At 73.4% G+C, this 20,224-nt stretch carries 14 protein-coding genes; 9 read left to right on the top strand and 5 right to left on the bottom strand.

The window, feature by feature from the left end; genetic code table 11:
- Nucleotides 1-518 precede the first annotated feature (518 nt).
- The 5 genes from HW837_RS44215 to HW837_RS44195 all read left to right on the top strand — a co-directional run bounded on the left by HW837_RS44215 (nucleotide 519) and on the right by HW837_RS44195 (nucleotide 10,189).
- Nucleotides 519-2,948, top strand: coding sequence for a helicase-associated domain-containing protein (locus HW837_RS44215; RefSeq protein ID WP_193382847.1), 2,430 nt, complete (start codon nucleotides 519-521; stop codon nucleotides 2,946-2,948).
- A 19-nt stretch (nucleotides 2,949-2,967) separates the two neighbouring features.
- Nucleotides 2,968-3,207 (top strand): type II toxin-antitoxin system VapB family antitoxin, encoded by a 240-nt coding sequence (locus HW837_RS44210; RefSeq protein ID WP_193381326.1) that lies wholly within the window; start codon nucleotides 2,968-2,970, stop codon nucleotides 3,205-3,207.
- Between the two features lie 386 nt (nucleotides 3,208-3,593).
- Nucleotides 3,594-4,868: a M23 family metallopeptidase gene (locus HW837_RS44205; protein WP_196790182.1), complete on the top strand. Its 1,275-nt coding sequence runs from the start codon at nucleotides 3,594-3,596 to the stop codon at nucleotides 4,866-4,868.
- 269 nt (nucleotides 4,869-5,137) lie between these two features.
- Nucleotides 5,138-9,154 carry an nSTAND1 domain-containing NTPase gene (locus tag HW837_RS44200; protein WP_193381325.1) on the top strand — a complete coding sequence of 1,339 codons (4,017 nt, stop codon included), beginning with the start codon at nucleotides 5,138-5,140 and terminating at the stop codon, nucleotides 9,152-9,154.
- A gap of 177 nt (nucleotides 9,155-9,331) precedes the next feature.
- Nucleotides 9,332-10,189, top strand: a complete 858-nt coding sequence (locus HW837_RS44195; RefSeq protein WP_093791073.1) for a hypothetical protein — start codon at nucleotides 9,332-9,334, stop codon at nucleotides 10,187-10,189.
- A 61-nt stretch (nucleotides 10,190-10,250) separates the two neighbouring features.
- Here the strand turns inward: HW837_RS44195 and gap are convergent, their stop codons facing one another.
- From gap to HW837_RS44180, 3 genes are all read right to left on the bottom strand, one after another.
- A complete protein-coding gene (gene gap / locus HW837_RS44190) occupies nucleotides 10,251-11,261 on the bottom strand; it encodes a type I glyceraldehyde-3-phosphate dehydrogenase (protein WP_045562537.1) in 1,011 nt (336 codons plus the stop codon).
- 133 nt (nucleotides 11,262-11,394) lie between these two features.
- Nucleotides 11,395-12,354 carry a GlxA family transcriptional regulator gene (locus tag HW837_RS44185; RefSeq protein WP_045562536.1) on the bottom strand — a complete coding sequence of 320 codons (960 nt, stop codon included), beginning with the start codon at nucleotides 12,352-12,354 and terminating at the stop codon, nucleotides 11,395-11,397.
- Between the two features lie 57 nt (nucleotides 12,355-12,411).
- Nucleotides 12,412-12,855 (bottom strand): hypothetical protein, encoded by a 444-nt coding sequence (locus HW837_RS44180; protein WP_045562535.1) that lies wholly within the window; start codon nucleotides 12,853-12,855, stop codon nucleotides 12,412-12,414.
- 294 nt (nucleotides 12,856-13,149) lie between these two features.
- Here HW837_RS44180 and HW837_RS44175 point away from each other — a divergent pair, with 294 nt between their 5' ends.
- Both HW837_RS44175 and HW837_RS44170 read left to right on the top strand, forming a co-directional pair.
- The gene (locus tag HW837_RS44175) at nucleotides 13,150-13,635 is read left to right on the top strand and encodes a cation:proton antiporter regulatory subunit (protein ID WP_060885942.1); all 486 of its coding nucleotides are present in this window, start codon (nucleotides 13,150-13,152) and stop codon (nucleotides 13,633-13,635) included.
- A gap of 97 nt (nucleotides 13,636-13,732) precedes the next feature.
- Entirely contained in the window at nucleotides 13,733-14,974 is a 1,242-nt protein-coding gene (locus tag HW837_RS44170; protein WP_045562586.1) for a cation:proton antiporter, read from the top strand.
- 50 nt (nucleotides 14,975-15,024) lie between these two features.
- Here the strand turns inward: HW837_RS44170 and HW837_RS44165 are convergent, their stop codons facing one another.
- Entirely contained in the window at nucleotides 15,025-15,915 is an 891-nt protein-coding gene (locus HW837_RS44165) for an NAD(P)-dependent oxidoreductase (protein ID WP_045562533.1), read from the bottom strand.
- Nucleotides 15,916-16,077: 162 nt separating this feature from the next.
- Between HW837_RS44165 and HW837_RS44160 the strand changes: the two genes are divergently transcribed.
- Nucleotides 16,078-17,055 carry a TauD/TfdA dioxygenase family protein gene (locus HW837_RS44160; protein WP_045562532.1) on the top strand — a complete coding sequence of 326 codons (978 nt, stop codon included), beginning with the start codon at nucleotides 16,078-16,080 and terminating at the stop codon, nucleotides 17,053-17,055.
- A 31-nt stretch (nucleotides 17,056-17,086) separates the two neighbouring features.
- Complete coding sequence (locus tag HW837_RS44155) at nucleotides 17,087-18,001, top strand: DUF72 domain-containing protein (protein ID WP_045562531.1); 915 nt, start codon at nucleotides 17,087-17,089, stop codon at nucleotides 17,999-18,001.
- Between the two features lie 21 nt (nucleotides 18,002-18,022).
- Here the strand turns inward: HW837_RS44155 and HW837_RS44150 are convergent, their stop codons facing one another.
- A complete protein-coding gene (locus HW837_RS44150; protein ID WP_313895636.1) occupies nucleotides 18,023-19,972 on the bottom strand; it encodes a copper resistance CopC/CopD family protein in 1,950 nt (649 codons plus the stop codon).
- Nucleotides 19,973-20,224 lie beyond the last annotated feature (252 nt).

The raw sequence follows: 20,224 nt of genomic DNA, 5'->3' as shown, positions 1-20,224 counted from the left end.
CAGCTGGTTCCGGACTCGATCGTCGTCAAGAAGGTGTGACCCGGCTCTCTGGTCTCAGTTTTGGTCTCGTTCACCCCCGTCCGGCGACGTCCGAACTCCCACCAGCACCCGCTCCACCGCAGGTCAGAACACCCCCGACCCTCGCCGAACCCTCAGACGAACATTTGGAAAACGTGTTGGGGGCAACCCCTCACGAGTTCGAATCTCGTATCCTCCGCAGCCGTCCGAACAGGCGAAACGAGGGGCCGAGCCGTGATTGCGGCTCGGCCCCTCGCCGTGCGCTGGTTGCACTTCTAGTTGCATTTAGATCTGTCTATCAAGGACATTTCAGCGAGCGGGGAGCCAGATCTTCTACCGTCATCGGCTCGTCTCGTCGGGCTGAGCCCGCAGCGGGGAGGTGCCCCGGCCCCTGTCTTCGTACGGCATCCGCGGATCATGGAACTGAGCCATCCTTGACCTCGGCGCCGAAGCGGCTTCGGCGCACCCGTGACGTTCCCCGTCTGTCGAGGTGCACCCTCATGAAGTCCCGATCGACGCTTGCGACTTGGCTGAGCGAACTCGACCGTTCCCGCCTGGCACGCATACTCGCCATGCGGAAGGACGCAGCCTCCTCTCCGGAACCACGCTCGGTGGGGGAACTGGCGGACCGTCTCCAACGTCCGGGGTCCGTGGCACTCGTCCTGCCGCAACTCACGCTGCCGTGCTTGCAGGCCGCCGAGGCGCTAGCGGCCCTGGGAGAACGGGCGACCCGGGACAGCCTCGCGGAGTTGCTCGGCTCGACATCCCCTGCGGCCGTACACGCGCTGGACGCGACCCTGGAGGCGCTGTCGGATCGGGCGCTCGTGTGGCACGACGGCAACGGGGCACTCCGCATGCCTACGCCTTTGCGGCAGGCGTGGAGCACGCCCCTGGCACTGGACGCCCCGCTGGAAGAGCTGCTGGTCGGCACCACGTCGGAGGAACTGCGCGGCATGCTGGCGGTCCTGGATATCAAGCCACCCGGCACCAAGCAGCAGCGACTCGCGGCTCTGGTGGAGCATCACAGTGACGCGGAACGGGTCGCCGCGTTGGTGGCGGGGGCACCGGCGGCCACCCGGAAGTTGCTTGAGCAGAGCGCCAGGTCCACGCCGCGTCAGTCTCTGTCCGTCGTGTTCGGGGCTCCTGGCCGCGACCTCCAGCCAGGCGCCCGGTGGGCACTCGACCGCGGGCTTCTGCTCCAGGACCGTCACCGGTACGGGCCCGTCCGGATGCCGGTCGAGGTGGCCTTGGCTCTGCGGGGCCCCGATTGGCACGCGCCGTTCGAACCCCTGCCGCCCGTCGCGCAGTTGGTGGCCGTCACCCCCGTGGAGGTGGAGCGGGAGGCCGCGGTGGCCGCCACCGCGTTCGCGGCCCATGCCGCCTCCGTCCTTTCGGCATGCGCGACCGCTCCACCGACCCGGCTGAAGTCGGGCGGGATCGGCGCGCGTGAACTGGCCCGGCTCGGCAAGGCCGCCCAAGCGGACGACGCCGTCGTGCGCCTCGCCCTGGAGACCGCGTACGCCGCCGGGCTGCTGGCCCACGACGGCGATCGCGTACCTCCCACCGAGTCGTACGACGCCTGGGCCGAGCAGGAGCCCGCAGAACAACTCGCCGTACTGCTCCGGGCATGGCGGGACCTGCCGCTCACCCCCACCCGGGCGCGCGACGAGGACAACAAGGCGCTTCCCGCGCTCGCCGGTGCGCCTGACTGCGGCGGCTGTCTGCAGGCCCGCGACGGGCTGCTCACCGCGGCGGCGGGGCTCCCGACAGGACAGGGTGTGAAGGTCGCTTCGGAGCTGGGGCCGCTCGTGGCCTGGCACCGTCCACTCGCCGACGACGCCTCGCCCCAGGACACGGCACCGTTCAGCACCGTGATCCGCGAAGGCGAACTGCTGGGCGTGCTGGCACGGGGTGCGCTGGCCCCGCTCGGTGCCCACCTGGCGGCCCGCGCCGACGGAGAGCTCGACAGCACAGCCCGGCGGCTGCTGCCCCCCGCGACCACGACGGCCCGGATCGGCGCCGACCTCACCGCCGTCGTCACCGGCACCCCGTCCGCGCGACTCGCGGCGCTGCTGGATTCGATGGCCGACCGGGAGACCCGTGGCACGGCGTCGGTATGGCGCTTCAGTACCGGCAGTATCCGCCGGGCCCTGGACGCCGGCCGCACCCCGGACGACATCACAGCCGACCTGTCAGCCGGCTCCGCCACGGCCCTGCCGCAGCCGCTGACCTATCTCATCGCCGACACCGCACGAGGTCACGGACGGGTGCGCATCGCCCCCGCGGCCTGTGTCCTCCACGGCGACGAACCCGCGCTCCTGGCCGAACTCGCCGCCCACCGCGCACTGTCCAAGCTCGCCCTGCGGCAGCTCGCTCCGACGGTCCTGGTCAGCGGCAGCCCACCCGCGACGACTCTCGCCGCGCTCCGCGCCGCGGGCTACGCCCCGGTCGCCGAGACCTCCGAGGGAACCGTACGCGTCGAGAAGCGCCTGCCGCAGAGGGCCGCCGCTGCCGTCCCGCCCCCGCGAAGGAACGCCGGGCGGCGCGGGCCCCGGACCACCGCGACCCGCGCCTCGGACATGCCCGGCGACGACGGGCTGGACGTCTTGGCCGCCCGGCTGCTCAAGGCCCCGCCGACGGCACCGGAACCCGATCCGTTCGGCAGCGGGGTGCCGTTCGCGACGGACACCGAGGAGATCGTCGCCGGATACGCAAAGCACCTGTCGTACAGCGACGTCCGCCAGGTCGCCCACGCCATCGACACCGGTGCGGCCATCACGGTGGAGTACATCGCCACGTCGGGCAACCGGACCGTACGCACCCTCAGCGACCTGGATCTCGACCCGCCGTACCTCGACGCCTGGTGCCACCTGCGCGAAGCGGAACGCGTCTTCACTCTCTCCCGCATCCATGGCGTGATGCCCGCGTAGGACTCGGCGGCCAGGCCGAGTGCCCGGATGCCCGGGTGCACCACCCCACGGTGCACCTCGCGACCTGGACGACGACCTTGTCGCGGACGTGGCCAAAGCCCTCGGGACGAACACCAAGAAGGAGACGGTCAACACCGCTCTCCGCGAGGTGCTGGAGAGTCAGCGACGGGCCCTGGCTCTCGCCCGGCTGCGGGCCGCGGCCGGAGACGGCGCATTCGATCTGGAGCTGTTCGAGAACAAGGGGAACCACCGCTGGTGAACGCGGCCCAGTTCCTGATCGACACCAGCGCACTCGCTCGGTTCATGTGCGAGGACGCGGAGCAGTACGGCTGGGACCAGGCGCACCGTTCAGGAGCCCCACCCGCCACAGCCACTCCGCAGTTCAGAACGCTCCCGCACACCCCTGTGCCCCCGGACGACCGGCCCTTCGACGTTGTCCGGGCCTCGGGGGTCGTACGGCAGTGTCGTCGGAGTCGGCGTGCGGCGAGGGGGCGGTGGTCGGTGCGGCTGGACGGGTGCAGTTCGGCACCCGGCTCCGGCGCCCTCCACCCGGAGCGGTGTGCCGCCGGATTACATGGGCCTGCGTCTCGGCGCGGGGCGTGCCGGCGTCGTTCACGGCCCGGATCCGACGAACGAAAGAGCGCAATGGCAGAGCGCGACCCTCGCAACCGCACTGGCCGCCGCCCGCTACTTCGCGGGCTCGCCGCTGCCGTGCTCGCGGCCGGCATGCTGGTGGTCTCAGCGGGACAAGGACACGGAACCGGCGCGGCCGCCCCGGCACCCGGCGCACAGTTCACGCCGCTGACGGCGGAAGTGATCACGAAACCGACGCCGTTCGTCGCCACGGACGGCAAGACGCACATCTCGTACGAGCTGCTCACCACGAGCTCCCTGCCCACCAGCACGCCGTTGCGGCTCGACCGTGTCGACGTCCGCGACGCCCGCACGCACCGGGTCGTCGGCTCGTTGAGCGGGCAGGCGCTGGCCGATGCCGCCAATCCGGTGGGTGATCCCCTGCCGGGCGCGGACGGGTACACCCCGGCGCCTCCGGGGCCGACGCCGACCGTCATCCAGGGCTCCCAGCAGTGGATCATCTGGCTCGACCTGATCCTCGACCGCGGTCAGCGGGTGCCCAAGGTCCTCGAACACCACCTCTCGGGTGCCGTCCTGGCCCCTTCCGGTACTTCCGCCTTCGAGGAGACGGTGCAGGCCACCCGGACCTCCGGCAGACCGCCGTTGAACCTGGGCCCGCCGGTCCGTCCCGGCACCTGGTACGCAAGCGAGTCGTGCTGCGGCAACACCCACCACCGTCGCGGCCTCGCCCCGATCAACGGCCGCTTCTACGTGCCGCAGCGCTTCGCGATCGACTGGTACCGGGTCGGGGAGGAGGGGCAGACCTGGGAGGGCGACCCCGCCCTGCTCACCAGCTACCTGAGCTACCGTCAGCCGGTCGTGGCCTCGGCCGGCGGCAGGGTCGTGGAGGTCCAGGACGGACTTCCGGACCAGACGCCGCCCGTCACGCCGCCCGTCCCGCCGATCGAGGACACCGTCGGCAACCACGTCACCGTGGAGGTCGCGCCGGGCCGCTATCTGCTCTACGCCCACCTGACACCCGGCTCGCTCAGGGTCCGGGAGGGCGACCGGGTCGAACCCGGCCAGGTCCTCGGGCTGATCGGCAACAGCGGCAACTCGACCACGCCGCACCTGCACTTCCAGGTGATGACCACCCCCGAGTTCTTCCCGACCGACAGCCCGCCGTTCACCTTCCGGCACTTCCGCGTCGTCGGACACGTCGAACCCCGGATCTGGGACGACAACCTGGGCCTGCAGCCGACCGGTGTCCTGCCGATCACGCCCTCGCCGCACGACGGCCGTCACCGCGCGCGGTATCCGCTCGACCGCGAGGTGCTGGAGTTCTGACCGACTCCGGTCGAGCCGAAAAGAAGAGCCGAGTCGCGATGGCGGCTCGGCTCTTCCGTGCGCGGGCTCGGGCTGTCTCCGGCCGGGCCGCATGCCCCGCTCACGCGGGCTGATCTCACCGGCGACCCCGCGCGGCTGTCATCAATGCCACATCTCGACGGAAACCGGTGACCGCGCAGCGCCCGACAAAATATGTTGAGGCGCCTTACAAACACCTTTCGAATGCCTTGTCGCCGCTCTGCGGTATCCAGACGGAAGTGAGGGGGACCGTGGCGCGTCCCGAGAGACCGCTGGATCCCGCGGCCGGCCCCGTGTCCCGCCTCGCCCATGAGCTGCGGGAGCTGCGCCGGGCCGCCGGCAGCCCCTCGTACCGGACCATGGCCGAGACGGCCGGGTTCTCGGCGGCGGCGTTGTCCAAGGCCGCGTCCGGGGCACGGCTGCCGTCGCTCGCCGCGGTCCAGGGGTATGCGCGCGCCTGCGGGGGCGACCCCGGCGAGTGGGAGCTGCGCTGGAAGCGGGCCGAGGCCGAGGCCGCGGGGGAGGCGGTCGACGACGCCGGGGACACGGCGCCGCCGTACCGGGGACTGTCCCGTTTCGAGCCGGACGACCGTGAGCTGTTCTTCGGCCGGGACCAGTTGGCGGAGGAGCTGCGGGAGCTGGTGTGCGGCCACCGCTTCGCGGTCGTGTTCGGGCCGTCCGGGAGCGGCAAGTCCTCGCTGCTGCGGGCCGGGCTGATACCCCTGATGCGGGAGAGGATCGCCGAGCAGGACGGCCCGGCGGTGCTGCGCATCCTCACCCCGGGCCCGCGGCCCGCCACCACGTACGGCCGTCTGCTCGCGCCGGCCGAGGACGAGCCGGACAGCTGGGTGGTGGTGGACCAGTTCGAGGAGGTCTTCACCCTCTGCCGGGACCGGGAGGAGCGCGGTCGGTTCATCGACCTGCTGCTCGCCGCCCGGGACCCGGGCAGCCGTGTGCGGGTGGTGATCGCCGTACGCGCCGACTTCTACGCCCGCTGCGCCGAGCACCGGGATCTGGCGGACGCCCTGAGCCGCGCGTCCCTGCTGGTCGGTCCGATGCGGGCGGAGGAACTGCGGGAGGCGGTCGTCAGACCCGCCCAGGCGGTCGGCCTGCTCGTCGAGCGGGAGCTGACCGCGCGGCTCGTCGAGGAGGTGCTCGACGAGCCCGGCGGCCTGCCGATGCTCTCGCACGTCCTGCTGGAGACATGGCGGCGGCGCCGGGGCCGGATGCTCACCCTCGCCGGGTACCGGGCGGCGGGCGGGGTGCGCGGCGCGATCGCGGCGACCGCGGAGGAGGTGTACGGGCAGCTGTCACCGGAGCAGGCCCGCACCGCACGGCAGTTGCTGCTGCGGATGGTCGAGCCGGGCCAGGGCACCCCCGACACCCGGCGTCCGCTCACCCGGGCCGAGATGGCGGACTGGGCCGAGCCCGAGGTACCGGCGGTCGTGGACCGGCTGACCCGCGCCCGGCTGCTGACCGCCGACGAGGACGGCGTCCAGCTCGCCCACGAGGCGCTGATCACCTGCTGGCCGCGGCTGCACGGCTGGATCGAGGAGGACCGCGAACGGCTGCGCCACCACCGCCGTCTCGCCGAGGCCACCCGCGCCTGGCTGGAGCACGACCGCGACTCCGGCGCCCTGTACCGGGGCACCCGCCTGGCGCGCGCGGAGGAGCTGTTCGCGGACGACGACAGCATGCTCACCGTGCCGGAGCGGGCCTTCCTCACCGCCGGGCTGGACGGTCGCGAGGCGGAGTCCCGCGCCGCCGCCCGCGCCGCGCGGCGGTCCCGGGCCCTGCTGGCCACCCTCTCGGCCGTCCTGGCCGTCGCCATGGTGGCCGGGCTGGCCGCCTGGGCGGAGCACCACGACAACCAGCGGCGGCGCACCGACGCGGCGGCCCGCCGCGTCGCGGAGGTCGCCGAGTCCCTGAGCACCACCGACCCGCGCACCGCCCAGCTGCTCGGCGTCGCCGCCTGGCGCGTCGCCGAGTCGCCGGAGACCCGCCGCGCCCTGCTCGGCGCCCTCGCCCAGCCCGAGACGGACGTCTTCACCGACCCGGCGCCCGGCGGCGACCCCACCCGTTTCCTCATCCGCTCCGGCCGCGCGCTGCTCAGCAAGGACGGCGGCACCTGGCGCTCCTGGGACGTGACCAGGCACCGTCCGCTCGCCTCGGGCCGGCTGCCCGACGGGATGCTCGTCGGAGCCGGCCCCGACGGGCGGCTGCTCCTGATCACCGGGGACGACGGCACACGGCTGTGGGACAGCTCCGCCCGGCGGTGGACCGGGCCTGCCCTCCCGATCGACTCCGCGGTGGACTTCGGCGCCGACGGCCGCAGCTACGCGGTGAGCGGTCCGGACGACGACCTGGTGCGGCTGTACTCGGCCACCGAGGGCACACCGGTGTTCGAGACCCGGGGCACCGGGCTCGCGAACGTCGCGCCGAGCACCGGCGGGCGTCTGCTGGCCCTCTGCCCCGCCGGCCGCGCACCGCGGGTGTGGGACACCGCCCGCCACCGCACGCTGCCCGGCGCGTGGGAGGACGCGGGCGCCCTCTGCGACGACTACTCGACGCTGGTGTTCGGCGGGCCGGGTGCCGCCGCCGACCGGTTCGCCGTGGCCTCCGCCGACCGGGTCCGCGTCTGGGACGCCGCGTCCGGGCGTCGGATCGCCGACCTCCCGGGCCCTGGCGTGTCCGCGCTCGCCTTCAGCGCGGACGGGACGTTCCTGGCGACCGCCGACGCCGAGGAGATCAGGGCGTGGCGCCTCGCGTCGTCCGGCACGGGCCACCCGGCCTCGTCCGCCCCGGACGACCTCACCTCGTCCGCCACGGCCGACCGCGCCCCGTCCACCACAGACACCCCGGCCTCGTCCACCCCGGGCGACCCCGACCCATCCACCCCGGCCGATCCCACTCCGTCCACCCCGGACGACCCCGCCCCGTCCACCCCGGACGACCCCACCCCGTCCACCCCGGACGACCCCGCCCCGTCCACCCCGGACGACCCCACCCCGGTCTTCCGCCACCCCCTCCACAACGAGCGTCTCTACGGCGACCTCGCCTGGGATCCCGGCCGGCCGCTGCTGCGCTACCTCGAAGGCGGCACCGTCCACACGCTGGACCTCGCGGGCGCCGTCGGCACCGCGTGGCGCGAGCGACCCGTGGACTCGGTGCTGCTCAGCCCGGACGGCCGTACGCTCGCCACCGCCGAACGCACCGGGAACACCGGCATCCGTGTCCGGCTGCGCGACGCCCTCCCCCACGCCCTGCTCCGTTCGAACGGGGGCAGCCCCGCCGGGGCCGTGCCGCGGACGCCGCCTCCCCTGCCTCTGCCCGTCTCGCGGGACCCCGAGCAGCCGGTCGTCGCGCGGGACACCGCGCCGCTGCTGGCCTTCAGCCCCGACGGCGGCACCCTCGCCTACGGCGTCTCCGCGGCCGGCCGTCCGGTCGCGTCCCAGCGGTTCGTCCTCTGGGACCTGGCGCGCGGCCGCGTCCGCACCACACTGGACCTGACGACGCGGCAGTCCGACGGGGCGGTCGTCACACTCGCCCTGGGCCCCGGCGGCCGCACCCTGTACGCCACACGCACTTCCGGCGTCGGCGGCCTGGTCGACGAGGTGTGGGACACCGCACGGCACCGGCAGACCGCCGTGTACCCGGACGTGGCCGACCCCGGGCTGGCCGTCCGCCCCGACGGACGGCTCCTCGCCACCGCCGACCGCTCGATGCGCCTGTCCTCCGGCACGCCCTCCGGCACCGCCCCCGTCGTCCGCAGCCTCGTCCAGGGCGGCGAGCCCGGTGCCCTCGCCTTCGCCCCCGACGGCTCCCGGCTCGTGGCGGGCGACCTGACCGGGCGGGTCACTCTGTGGGACGGCGACCTGAAACACCGCGTGGGCACGCTGCGCAACGTCTTCCCCAGCGCGCTCGGCGACACCGCCGAGGCGGTCAGCGCCCTCGCCGTCAGTCCCGACGGCCGCACCTTGGCCGTCGGCGGCGACGCCGGCACGCTCCAGCTGTGGGACATCGCCACCCAACAGCCCCTCGGCGGCCCGCTGACCACCCCTGGCGACGCCATCGTGTCCCTCGCCTTCAGCCCGGACAGCACGACCGTCCTCGCGGCCGGCGTCCACGCCCCGCTCCAGCGCCACACCATCGACCCCTCCCGGGCCGTCGCCCGGATCTGCGCCCGCACCGGCGGCGACGGCCTGACACCCGCCCAGTGGCGCACCTACGTGCCCGAGGCGCCGTACCGCAAGGTGTGCGGCCATTGATTCCGGGGACACCGGGCCGGGTCACCGGGTCCCGCAGGAGTTGATTCCTCCCTCGGACGGGCTTGGGCACCAACTCGCGTCGGCAAAAGACTGCTCGCAGCCGGTCCCCCGGCCACCGACCGCCCGGCCGCACACGAGTGGTCCCCCCGCATCCGACGCGCAAGGACAAGAGACATCGTGCCCACCATCAAGAAGTGCCTTCTGACAGGCGCCGCCTTCGGTATGGCGATCAGCGGCCTGACCCTCACCTCCGCCCCCGCCGCGAGCGCGACGACGGACGTCAACGGCGCTCACGACTCGCTGCTCCCCAACATGTGCCAGGACGGCTCCAACCGGGGCGGCCAGAGCGTCTGGTACTACAACGTCGACACCAAGCAGCTGCTCGACAGAGACCACGGAAGCGTGGGGAAGAGCCCGGTCTGGCAGTACATCGGCGGCAGCAAGGCGGGGAACCGCTATGCCATGAAGCCGGGCTGGCGCGAGATCAAGGGCCACTGCTTCTACCCCGCGTCGTCCTCCTGGACGTACGAGGGGAAGCAGACCGCGTACTCCGACGAGGTGGCCAACTGCTCGAAGGGCGGCAACGCCACCGAGCGGGTCGACCAGTCCTACAGCACGACGACGACCACCACGAAGACGGTGAACGGCAGCCTCAGCGTCAGCCCCAACATCAGCAAGATGTTCGGGGTCGGACTCGGTGCCGAGTTCTCGTACTCGTGGTCCTACGCCAAGACCGTCGGCTGGGGCCGTTCCGTCAGCCTCGACGTCCCGCCCGGGCGGACCGGGTGGCTCACCGCGGCGCCCATCAAGCGCGTGGTCCGCGTCAACCCGCACTTCTGGATCGACGAGTACAACTGGTACGACGGCACCAAGAAGAACGGCCACGACAAGTGGGGCATCTACGGCACCCAGCGGGACATCGTGGACCGGAACTACTACTACGACGGCACCTCCGACGTGCTCCGCAACGGGCAGCCGGTGTTCAAGTTCTACAAGCACGACCGCGCGGTCACGGCGCGTGAGTGCCGGCGCTGAGACGCCGCCGCTCACGAAGAAGGGCCCCACCGTTCCCGGTGGGGCCCTTCCTGTTCGCGGGTCAGGAGGCGGCCAGGAGGGTGAGGGTGTCGATCACCCGGTTCGAGAAGCCCCACTCGTTGTCGTACCAGGCGACCACCTTGATGTGGCGGCCCTCGACGCGGGTGAGGGCCGAGTCGAAGATCGACGAGGCCGGGTTGCCCACGATGTCGGCGGAGACGAGCGGGTCCTCCGAGTATTCGAGGACGCCGGCGAGCGGGCCCTCCGCCGCCGCGCGGTACGCCGCCAGCACCTCGTCGCGGGTCACGTCGCGGGCGACGGTCGTGTTGAGTTCGACGATCGAGCCGACCGGGACGGGCACCCGGATCGAGTCGCCGGACAGCTTGCCGTCCAGGTTCGGCAGGACCAGACCGATCGCCTTCGCGGCGCCCGTCGTGGTCGGCACGATGTTGACGGCGGCGGCGCGGGCCCGGCGGGCGTCACGGTGCGGGCCGTCCTGGAGGTTCTGCTCCTGCGTGTACGCGTGCACCGTCGTCATGAAGCCGTGTTCTATGCCGGCGAGCTCGTCGAGCACCGCGGCCAGCGGCGCGAGCGCGTTGGTCGTGCAGGAGGCGTTCGAGACGATCGTGTGGACGTCCGGGTCGTACGCGTCGGTGTTGACCCCGTACGCGAGGGTGACGTCGGCGCCGTCCGACGGCGCGCTCACGAGCACCTTCCTCGCCCCCGCGTCGAGGTGGGCCCGCGCGGCCTTCGCCGAGGTGAAGCGGCCGGTGGCCTCCAGGACGATGTCGACGCCGAGTTCGGCCCACGGCAGCTGCGCGGGCTCCCGCTCGGCCAGCACCGTGATCCGGCGGCCGTCGACGACGAGGGTGTTCCCGTCGACGGTCACCGGACGGCCGAGACGGCCGGCGGTGCTGTCGTAGGCGAGCAGCCGGGCGAGGGTGGCGGGCTCCGTGAGGTCGTTGACGGCGACGATGTCGAGGCCGCCGCCGAGGTCGCTGTCGCGTTCGAGCAGTGCGCGCAGCACATTGCGTCCGATGCGGCCGAATCCGTTGATCGCGATGCGAGTCATGAGTGGTGTCCTGTCCCTTCGGTTCACCACCAGCGTCGCGTCCTGCGCACGGCCGGGACAGCGGCGGGATCGCCACGGTTCACAAGGATCGCGCCACGGGCGCGGCGGGCCGCTCCCTCCGTGTGACGGCGGGCTACTCGCCCCGCGTGAAGGTGCGCCGGTACTCGCTGGGCGTGGTGCCGAGGATGCGCTGGAAGTGCATCCTCAGATTCGCGCCGGTGCCCAGACCGACGTCGGCGGCGATCTGCTCGACGCCGCGCTGCGAACGCTCCAGCAGCTCACGGGCCACGTCGATCCGGGCGCGCATCACCCACTGCATCGGCGTGTACCCCGTGTCCTCGGCGAAGCGCCGCGAGAACGTGCGCGGCGAGACCGCCGCGTGCCCGGCGAGGATCTCCAGGGTGAGCGGCTCGCCGAGCCGGTGCAGCGCCCATTCGCGGGTGGCGGCGAAGCGCTCGCCGAGCGGCTCCGGCACGCTGCGCGGCACGTACTGGGCCTGGCCGCCGCTGCGGTAGGGGGCCGCGACCAGGCGCCGGGCCGCGTGGTTCGACGCGGCCACGCCGAGGTCGCCGCGCAGGATGTGCAGGCACAGGTCGATGCCGGAGGCGGCGCCCGCCGACGTCAGCACGCTGCCCTCGTCGACGAACAGCACGTTCTCGTCGACCCGGACGAGCGGGTGCTTCGCCGCGAGCGCCCGTGCGTAGTGCCAGTGCGTCGTGGCGCGTCTGCCGTCGAGCAGGCCCGTCGCGGCGAGCGCGAAGGCGCCCGTCGAGATGGCGGCGAGCCGCGTGCCCCGGGCGTGGGCCTCGATCAGCGCGTCGACGACGGCCCGCGGCGGGTCGTCGCGGTCCGGGAACCGGTAGCCGGGGATGAAGACGATGTCGGCCCACGCGAGCGCGTCGAGGCCGTGGGCGACGGAGTACGACAGGCCGTCGCCGCCGGTCACGAGGCCCGGGGTCGCCCCGCACACGCGCACCTCGTACGGCATGCTCGCGCGCGTCGTGAACACCTGGGCCGGGATGCCGACGTCGAGCGGCTTCGCGCCCACGAGCACCAGGACGGCGACGCGATGCAGACGGGAGGACGGCGACACGGGGACAGGGTACGAGGAGGCGGGGTGCGCGCGGGGTGGGTGCGGGGGTCGTCGTGGTCAGTGGGTGAGGGGCCGGTCCGGTGGCTCGGGGGTGGGCGGGGCGGGGGCCGTGGTGAGGCGGCGGTAGGCGGCGCGGGCCTGGAGGAGGCGGGCCAGGGTCGTGCCGGTGAGGGCGGCGGTGAGCAGGCAGACCAGCCAGAAGGTGTCGCGCGGGTTGGCCCACGTCAGGACGCCCGCGGGTGGGATGGCGAAGCCGTTGAGGAACAGCCAGCACAGGGCGGCCGTGCCGGGGGCCGCGATGAAGCGGGCGTAGACCCCGAGCAGTGCGGAGAGCAGGGACAGGGCCACCAGGGCGAGGCCCGGGCGGTCCGTGCCCACCAGTGCGTTCAGGACGGCCACCAACGCCATCGCGCCCCCGAAGGCCGTCGCCCACACCAGGGGGGTGGCCACGGGCTGGGGGACGGGGCGCGGGCCGCTCCCCAGGGACACCCACTGGATCACGGGCGCGCTCCGGGGGTGTGGGGGCCTCGCCGGACGGGCCGCGCCGGCCCGGGAGGCAGGGGTATGCCGTGTGCCGTCGGGGTGCCCGCTGTGCGGGGTGTGGGGACACCCGAGGGGATCATGGTCGTTCCTTTCGGTCAGCCCGCGACCGGGGTGGGTGGGCCGGTCCCGGGGTGAAGGGGGATTGTTCCATCGGGTGGCCGACCCGGCGGCCGGAGGCCGGTTTTCGGGGTCTCGTTAGGGTGGCACCGACGGTTGTCCGATGACATATCCGAATCAGACAGGAGGCCAGCCGTGGGTGCTCCGCGCCTCAGCAGTACGCCGTTGCCCGGTATCGGGGTCCGCTACGACCTCACGACCAGGGAGCAGCGACGGATCTCGGTGGTCGCTCATCGGGACGGTGCGCGGACGTTGAGCGCGTACCGACAGGACGATCCGGACGCGTGCGCGCTGTCGGTCCGGCTCACCCCGGGTGAGGCGACCGCCCTCGTCGACTCGCTGGCGCCGGACCACCACAGCCCGAACCTGTTGTCCACCACGGAGTTGGGGCTCGTCGCGGAGCGGATCGAGCTGGCGTCGACGTCCCACTGGAACGGGCGGGTCCTGGGCGACACCCGGATGCGGACCGAGACGGGCGCCTCCATCGTGGCCGTACTGCGGCGGGCCGAGGCGATTCCGTCGCCGACGCCGGACTTCCGGCTGGCCGGCGGTGACACGCTCATCGTGATCGGCACCCGGGAGGGTGTGGACACGGCCGCCGCGATACTCGGGCGGACGTGAGCCGGTGACGCACTTCGCCGCCCATGTCACCGGTCAGCCCGCCGCACACCTCTTCTTCGCCCAGTCGTCCTCCTCGGGGCACTCCTCCGCCGTCTTCCTGGTCGAGTTCGGCGCGATCATCCTCGGACTCGGGCTGCTGGGGCGGTTCGCCGGACGGTTCCGGCTGTCGCCCATCCCGCTGTATCTGCTGGCCGGACTCGCCTTCGGGGAGGGCGGGTTGCTGCCGCTCGGGACGAGCGAGGAGTTCGTCGCGATCGGCGCCGAGATCGGCGTGATCCTGCTGCTGCTCATGCTCGGCCTGGAATACACCGCCAGCGACCTCGTCTCCAACCTCAAGACCCAGTACCCGGCCGGACTCGTCGACGCCGCCCTCAACGCCCTGCCCGGCGCCGCCATGGCCCTCCTCCTCGGCTGGGGGCCCGTCGCCGCCGTCGTCCTCGCCGGCGTCACCTGGATCTCGTCCTCCGGCGTCATCGCCAAGGTCCTCGGCGACCTCGGACGGCTCGGCAACCGCGAGACCCCGGTCATCCTCAGCATCCTGGTCCTCGAAGACCTCTCCATGGCCGTCTACCTGCCGATCCTCACCGCGCTCCTGGCCGGGGCGGGTCTCGCTGCGGGCAGCGCCACGCTGGCCATCGCGCTCGGCACCGCCGGGGTCGTCCTGCTGGTGGCCGTGCGCTACGGGCGGCACATCTCGCGGTTCGTCTCCAGCGACGACCCGGAGAAGCTGCTGCTCGTCGTCCTCGGCCTGACGCTCCTCGTCGCCGGGCTCGCGCAGCAGTTGCAGGTGTCGGCGGCGGTGGGCGCGTTCCTCGTCGGCATCGCGCTGTCGGGTGAGGTGGCCGAGGGGGCGCACAGTCTGCTGGCGCCGCTCCGGGACCTGTTCGCCGCCGTTTTCTTCGTCTTCTTCGGGCTGCACACCGACCCCGCCAGCATCCCGCCGGTGCTGCTGCCCGCCCTCGCCCTGGCCCTCGTCACCGCGCTGACGAAGGTCGCCACCGGGTACTGGGCCGCGCGCCGGGCCGGTATCTCCGCCAAGGGGCGCTGGCGGGCGGGGGGCACGCTCGTCGCCCGCGGCGAGTTCTCCATCGTCATCGCCGGGCTCGCCGTCACCGCCGGCATCGAACCCTCCCTCGGCCCGCTGGCCACGGCGTACGTCCTCATCCTGGTGATCGTCGGCCCGCTGTCCGCGCGGTGGACGGAGCCGGTGGCGATGTGGCTGACCGGCCGACTGCGCGGGCCGACGCCGCCCGGCCCGGCTGGGGGAGACGCCTCACCGGCGCCTTCGCAGGGAGCCCACGAGGCGCTGGACGAGCAGAACGCGGCCGATCGGGCCTGAGGGGCGGCGGGGTGGCAGGGGCGCCCACCCCCCTCAGTCACCCACGGCCCTCACCCGCCCGTTCCCTCCTCGAAGCTCGCGAAGTACGCGGCGGCCATGTCCTCGTCGGCGTGGCCCTGGGCGGCGGCGCGGGCCAGGCGGTCGGCGCCGGCGGAGGCCACGTCGAGGCGTACGCCGTACCGCTGCCCGGCCTCGACGATCAGCCGGGCGTCCTTGGCGGCGGTGGAGACCGCGAAGGACGCCGGGGAGAGCCGGCCCTCCAGGACGAGCGCGGACTTGGCGCGCAGATAGCCCATGTCGAGCGGGCCGCCCTCGATGATCTCGAAGAAGGACCGCGGGTCGACGCCGAGGACCTTGGACAGCGCCAGGACCTCCCCGGCCGCGTTGGTCGCGGCCAGCACCCAGCTGTTGGCCACCAGCTTGAGCCGGGTCGCGGTGCCCGCCGCGCCGTCCTCGCCGGTCCACACCGTACGGACGCCGACGGCGTCGAAGACGGGTGTCACCGTCCCCCGCCCCTCGACCGGCCCCGCCGCCAGCACCGTCAGCTGCCCCGCCTCGGCGGGCTGCCGGGTGCCGAGGACCGGGGCGTCGTAGAAGACCAGTCCGTGCGCGTCGGCCAGCGCGGCCAGGTCGGCGACGTCCTCCAGGCCCGCGGTGGTGGACTGGACCCAGGCCGTGCCGGGGCTCAGCGCGGGCACCGCCTCACGCATGACGTCCCGGGCCGCCGCCCCGTCGTACAGCACCGTGAGCACCACGTCGGCGCCCCGTACGGCCTCGGCCGGGCTGCCGGCGACCCGCGCCCCGTCGGCGGCGAGCGGCTCGGCCTTCTCCCGGGTGCGGTTCCACACCCGTACGGCGTGACCGGCGCGGACGAGGTTGCGGGCCATCGCGGCCCCCATGATGCCGGTACCCAGGACACTTACGGTGAGCTTGTCCGTCATGACGTCAACTTCCTGCCGCGTACAGTGCGTTGGCAGTTTCGCAGCACGGGGCGGGGCGGAGGGCGCTACGACACCGGGCGAACTCCGATGGCGGAGAGGCGGATCAGGACACGTCCCGGCCGCTCCGCATGCGCGGGCGGTGCCGTGGGAAGACCGGGCCACGTGAGCATCGACACGAACAGGTCATCGACGGGGCCCGCGGGCGGCCTGGACGTACGGCCGGCCTCCGGGTACATCGGCGCCGACATCCACGGCGTCGATCTCGCCGCCCCGCTCGACGACAGGACGGTCGCCGCCGTCCGGGCGGCGCTGCTCCGCTGGAAGGTCGTGTTCTTCCGGGGCCAGCGGCTGGACCACGCCGGGCAGATCGCGTTCGCGCGCCGCTTCGGGGAGCCGATCCGGCTGCGGTCGCGGGGCTCGGTCTCGCCCGTCGGGCACCCCGAGATCGAGACGACCGCCGACCGTCAGGAACTGGGCCGCAAGCACGGCATGGACCAGGCCGAGTGGCTGGAGCGCCGCCGCCACTCCACCCTCCGGGGCTGGCACGCCGACCACACCGCGCGCATCGACCCGCCCGCCCTGACCCTGCTCCGCGCCGAGCGCGTGCCCCCGTACGGCGGCGACACCACCTGGGCCGATCTCGGGGCCGCCTACGCGGGCCTGTCCGATCCGGTGCGCCGGTTCGCTGACGGGCTGCGCGCCGAGCACCGGCTCGGCGTCGGGTACCTCGCGCGTTCCGGCCCCGACCCCTATCTCCGCCATCTCCAGGACCACCAGGTCGCGTCCGTCCACCCGGTCGTCCGCGTCCACCCCGAGACCGGCGAGCGGATCCTGTACGTCAACCCGTACTACGTCGAGAACATCGTCGACGTCACCCGGGCCGAGAGCCGGCTCCTCCTCGAGATGTTCGTCGAGCAGATCACCCGCCCCGAGTACACGGTCCGCTTCCGCTGGGAGCCGGGGTCGGTGGCCCTCTGGGACAACCGCGCCACCGTCCATCTCGCCCCCAACGACACGGCCCACCTGGACTTCCCGCGCATCATGCACCGGGTGATGGTCGCCGGGGACCCGCCGGTCGGCGTGGACGGCACCCGGTCCACGTCCCTCTGCGGCACGCCGCTGCACGACCGGGACGCGTAGGGCCTGGCCGATTCCGGGTAACCGGCACCCCATGGGTGATCTACTCGTCGGAACCTGCTCCTGGACCGACCGCGCGCTGCTGGCCAGCGGCTGGTATCCACGCGGCCACCGCGACGCCGAGCCCCGACTCCGTTACTACGCCGACCGGTTCCCCGTCGTCGAGGTGGACTCCGGCTACTACGCCCTGCCCAGCCGCCGCAACAGCCTGCTGTGGGCCGAGCGGACACCCCCCGGATTCCGCTTCGACGTCAAGGCGTTCTCCCTCCTCACCGGCCACCCGACCCGCCCGGCGGCCCTCCCCGCCGATCTGCGCGAGTCCTTCGGCCCGGGGGCCCTGCGCCGTGGGACCCCCGCCGCCGTGCTGGACCGGGTCTGGGAGCGGTTCGCCCACGCCGTCGAGCCGTTGCGGACGGCGGGCCGACTGGGCGCGGTCCTGTTCCAGTTCCCTCCGTGGTTCGCACCGGGAGGGCGGGCGGAGGGGATGGACGGGACGGACGGAGCGGTGGGGCGCGGGGCCGAGAAGGTGCTGGAGGAGTGTGCGGCCCGTACGGCCGGCTGGCCCGTCTCGGTCGAGTTCCGGCACCCGGCGTGGTGGCGGGGCGAACAGGCCGACCGTACGGCGGCGTTACTGGCCCGGCTCGGCTTCGTCGCCGTCGGGGTCGACATGGCCCAGGGCCTGGAGTCCTCCCTGCCGCCCCTCGCCCCCGTCACCTCACCGGAGCTCGCCGTCGTACGGTTCCACGGCCGCAGCCCCGCCTGGGGCACCGGCAGCAAGGAGGACCGCTTCCGGTACGCCTACTCCGAGCCCGAACTCGCCGCGTGGGCACCGCGGTTACGGAATGCCGCCGACCAGGTCGACGAGCTGCACGTCCTCTTCAACAACTGCTGCGCCGACGCGGCCGTGAGGGCGGCGGAGACGATGCGGCGAGTTCTCGACACGAGCTGACCCCGGCGGGCCGGACAGGCCCTAGCTCACCCGTACCGACTTCTCCACCGTGACCTGGTCGATGTCCGTCGTGCGGACCGTGAGCTTCATCGTCCACTTGCCGGGCAGGGGGAGCTGGAGGGTGTCGGTGGCCCAGTAGCCGCCGCGATCGGTGAGCTTCGCGTCGATCGGGCCGATCCTCTGGGACTTCAGGGTGAACGTGAGGCGCAGTTCCGGGACGGTGGCGATGCCGTCGTCGGGGCCGAAGACCACGGCCTGCACGGAGTTCTTGCCCACCCGCCCAGGACCGAGGTCGATCTGGACCTTGCCGTGACCGTTCGGGGTGCCGACGTCGAAGGGGACCACCGACGAGGAGGCCGTGACCCCGCCCGCCGCCTGGCCCGCGCTCTCCTCGGCGATCTCCGCCGCCGCCCGGCCCGGCAGGGTCCCCGTCAGCACGGTGGTGATCACCAGCACGACGACCGCGACGGTGAACTCCGCGAGCACGGAACGCCGCAGCGCTTGGCGCGGCATGTCGCCGGGGGCGTCGTCCTCGTCATCCGGTGCGGCGGAGGCGCCGGTGGGCCCGGAGCCGTCGGTGGGCCCGGAGGAGCTTGAGGCGCCGGAGGAATCGGCGGCACCGGAAGAGCTAGAGGAGTTGGCGGAGTCGGAGGAGGAGACGTCGGCCTCGGCGGCTCCCACTCGCTCGGGCACCCGCGCCGGCACCGCCACCGCCGCCGAGACGGTCACCGCCGCCGGTACGGCCGCCCCCACCGACCCCCGCGACTCGGCGGTCGACTCACCGGGGCCGGCCCCAGCCCCGGCCCCGGCACGCTCGGCCGCCCCCAGCCGTCCCGTCCAGCGCCGCGAGAACGCCGCCGCCGCCAGCAGAAGCAGCACCGCCACCAGCTTGGCGACGAGGACCTCCCCGTACGCCGTGGACGTGAAGGCGGACCAGGAGCCTAGGCCGCGCCAGGACTGGTAGACGCCGGTGACGACGAGGACGACGACCGAGGCGAACGCGAGCCGCGAGAACCGGTCGACCACGGTGGCCGTCAGGGTCCGCGGCGCCCGGTACAGGACGGTCAGCAGCGCCGTCAGCCCGCCCAGCCAGACCGCCATGGCGAGCAGGTGCAGCACGGACGACGTCATCGCGACCGGCACCTGGATACCGGCCGAGGCGTGCTCGGCGGCCGCCCACGTCCCGGCGAGACCGAGGGAGAGCAGCGCACCGCAGACGAGCGCGCCCTTCCCCCACTCCTGCCGCTCCCCCTGACGGCGCACGCGTACGAGGAGCACGGCGGCGAGCGCGAGCAGCCCCAGCCGGGCCAGCAGCGCGAGCCCCGGCCGGCTGACCAGCGTGTCGCGCAGGACGGAGAGGTCGAGGGCGGCCCCGATCCCGCTGCCCCGCTCGTACGGTCCTCGGAGCAGCAGCAGGACCGCCGAGGCCAGCAGCAGGGCCAGCCAGCCGGCCAGCAGCAGCTTGCGCAGCACCTCGCTGGGCCCGCCGAGCACGACCGTCAGGAAGAAGGTCACGCCGATGAGCAGGGCGAGGGCGCCGTACGCGAAGTAGCGGGTGATGTCGTAGAGGGAGGCGGTGAGGGGGTCCTCGGTGAGGTCGGCCGGGAGGACCGCGGCGGTCGCGGAGGGCTCGCCGACGGAGAAGATCAGGGCACCCGAGATGGGGTGGCTGTCGGCGGAGACCACCCGCCAGGCGATCGTGTACGTGCCGTCGCCGAGGCCGGTGGGGAGGGTGACCCGAGCCGTGTCGGCCCGGCCGCCCGCGCGCCCGGGCCTGCCCGTGTCGACCGCCCGGTTCTCGGGGTCGACGACGCGGATGGAGTCCTCCAGGAGGCTCACCGACTCGGTGAAGCGGAGGGTGACGTCCCGGGGAGCGGTGTCGAGGACGCTTCCGTCGGCGGGATCGCTGCCCTTGAGCGCGGCGTGCGCGGACGCGGTCCCCGTCCCGCCGAGGAGACTCAGGAGCAGCACGACACCCAGCAGCACCAGACGCCGGACCGCGCGCCCCCACCCGCCGGTTCCCGGGTGTCGCCGCGCGCCCCTGTCCCGGCCGCGCGCCTCGCCCCGATCACGGGTTCGAACTCTGCCTTCGTCCCAGCCCCCGGTCCTGCCGTCGACTGGGTCGCTGTACCTGCCTCGGTCCACGTAGTGCTCCGGATCCACGGTCGCCGGCTCTCGGACTCCTCGAACAGGTACGCACACCACGAACGCCGCGTTCAACGC

It is taken from the genome of Streptomyces caniscabiei (genome assembly GCF_014930365.1).
Lineage (GTDB): Bacteria > Actinomycetota > Actinomycetes > Streptomycetales > Streptomycetaceae > Streptomyces > Streptomyces caniscabiei.
Note: the sequence above shows the minus strand (reverse complement) of the source record. Positions and strands in the feature narration are given on the sequence as shown.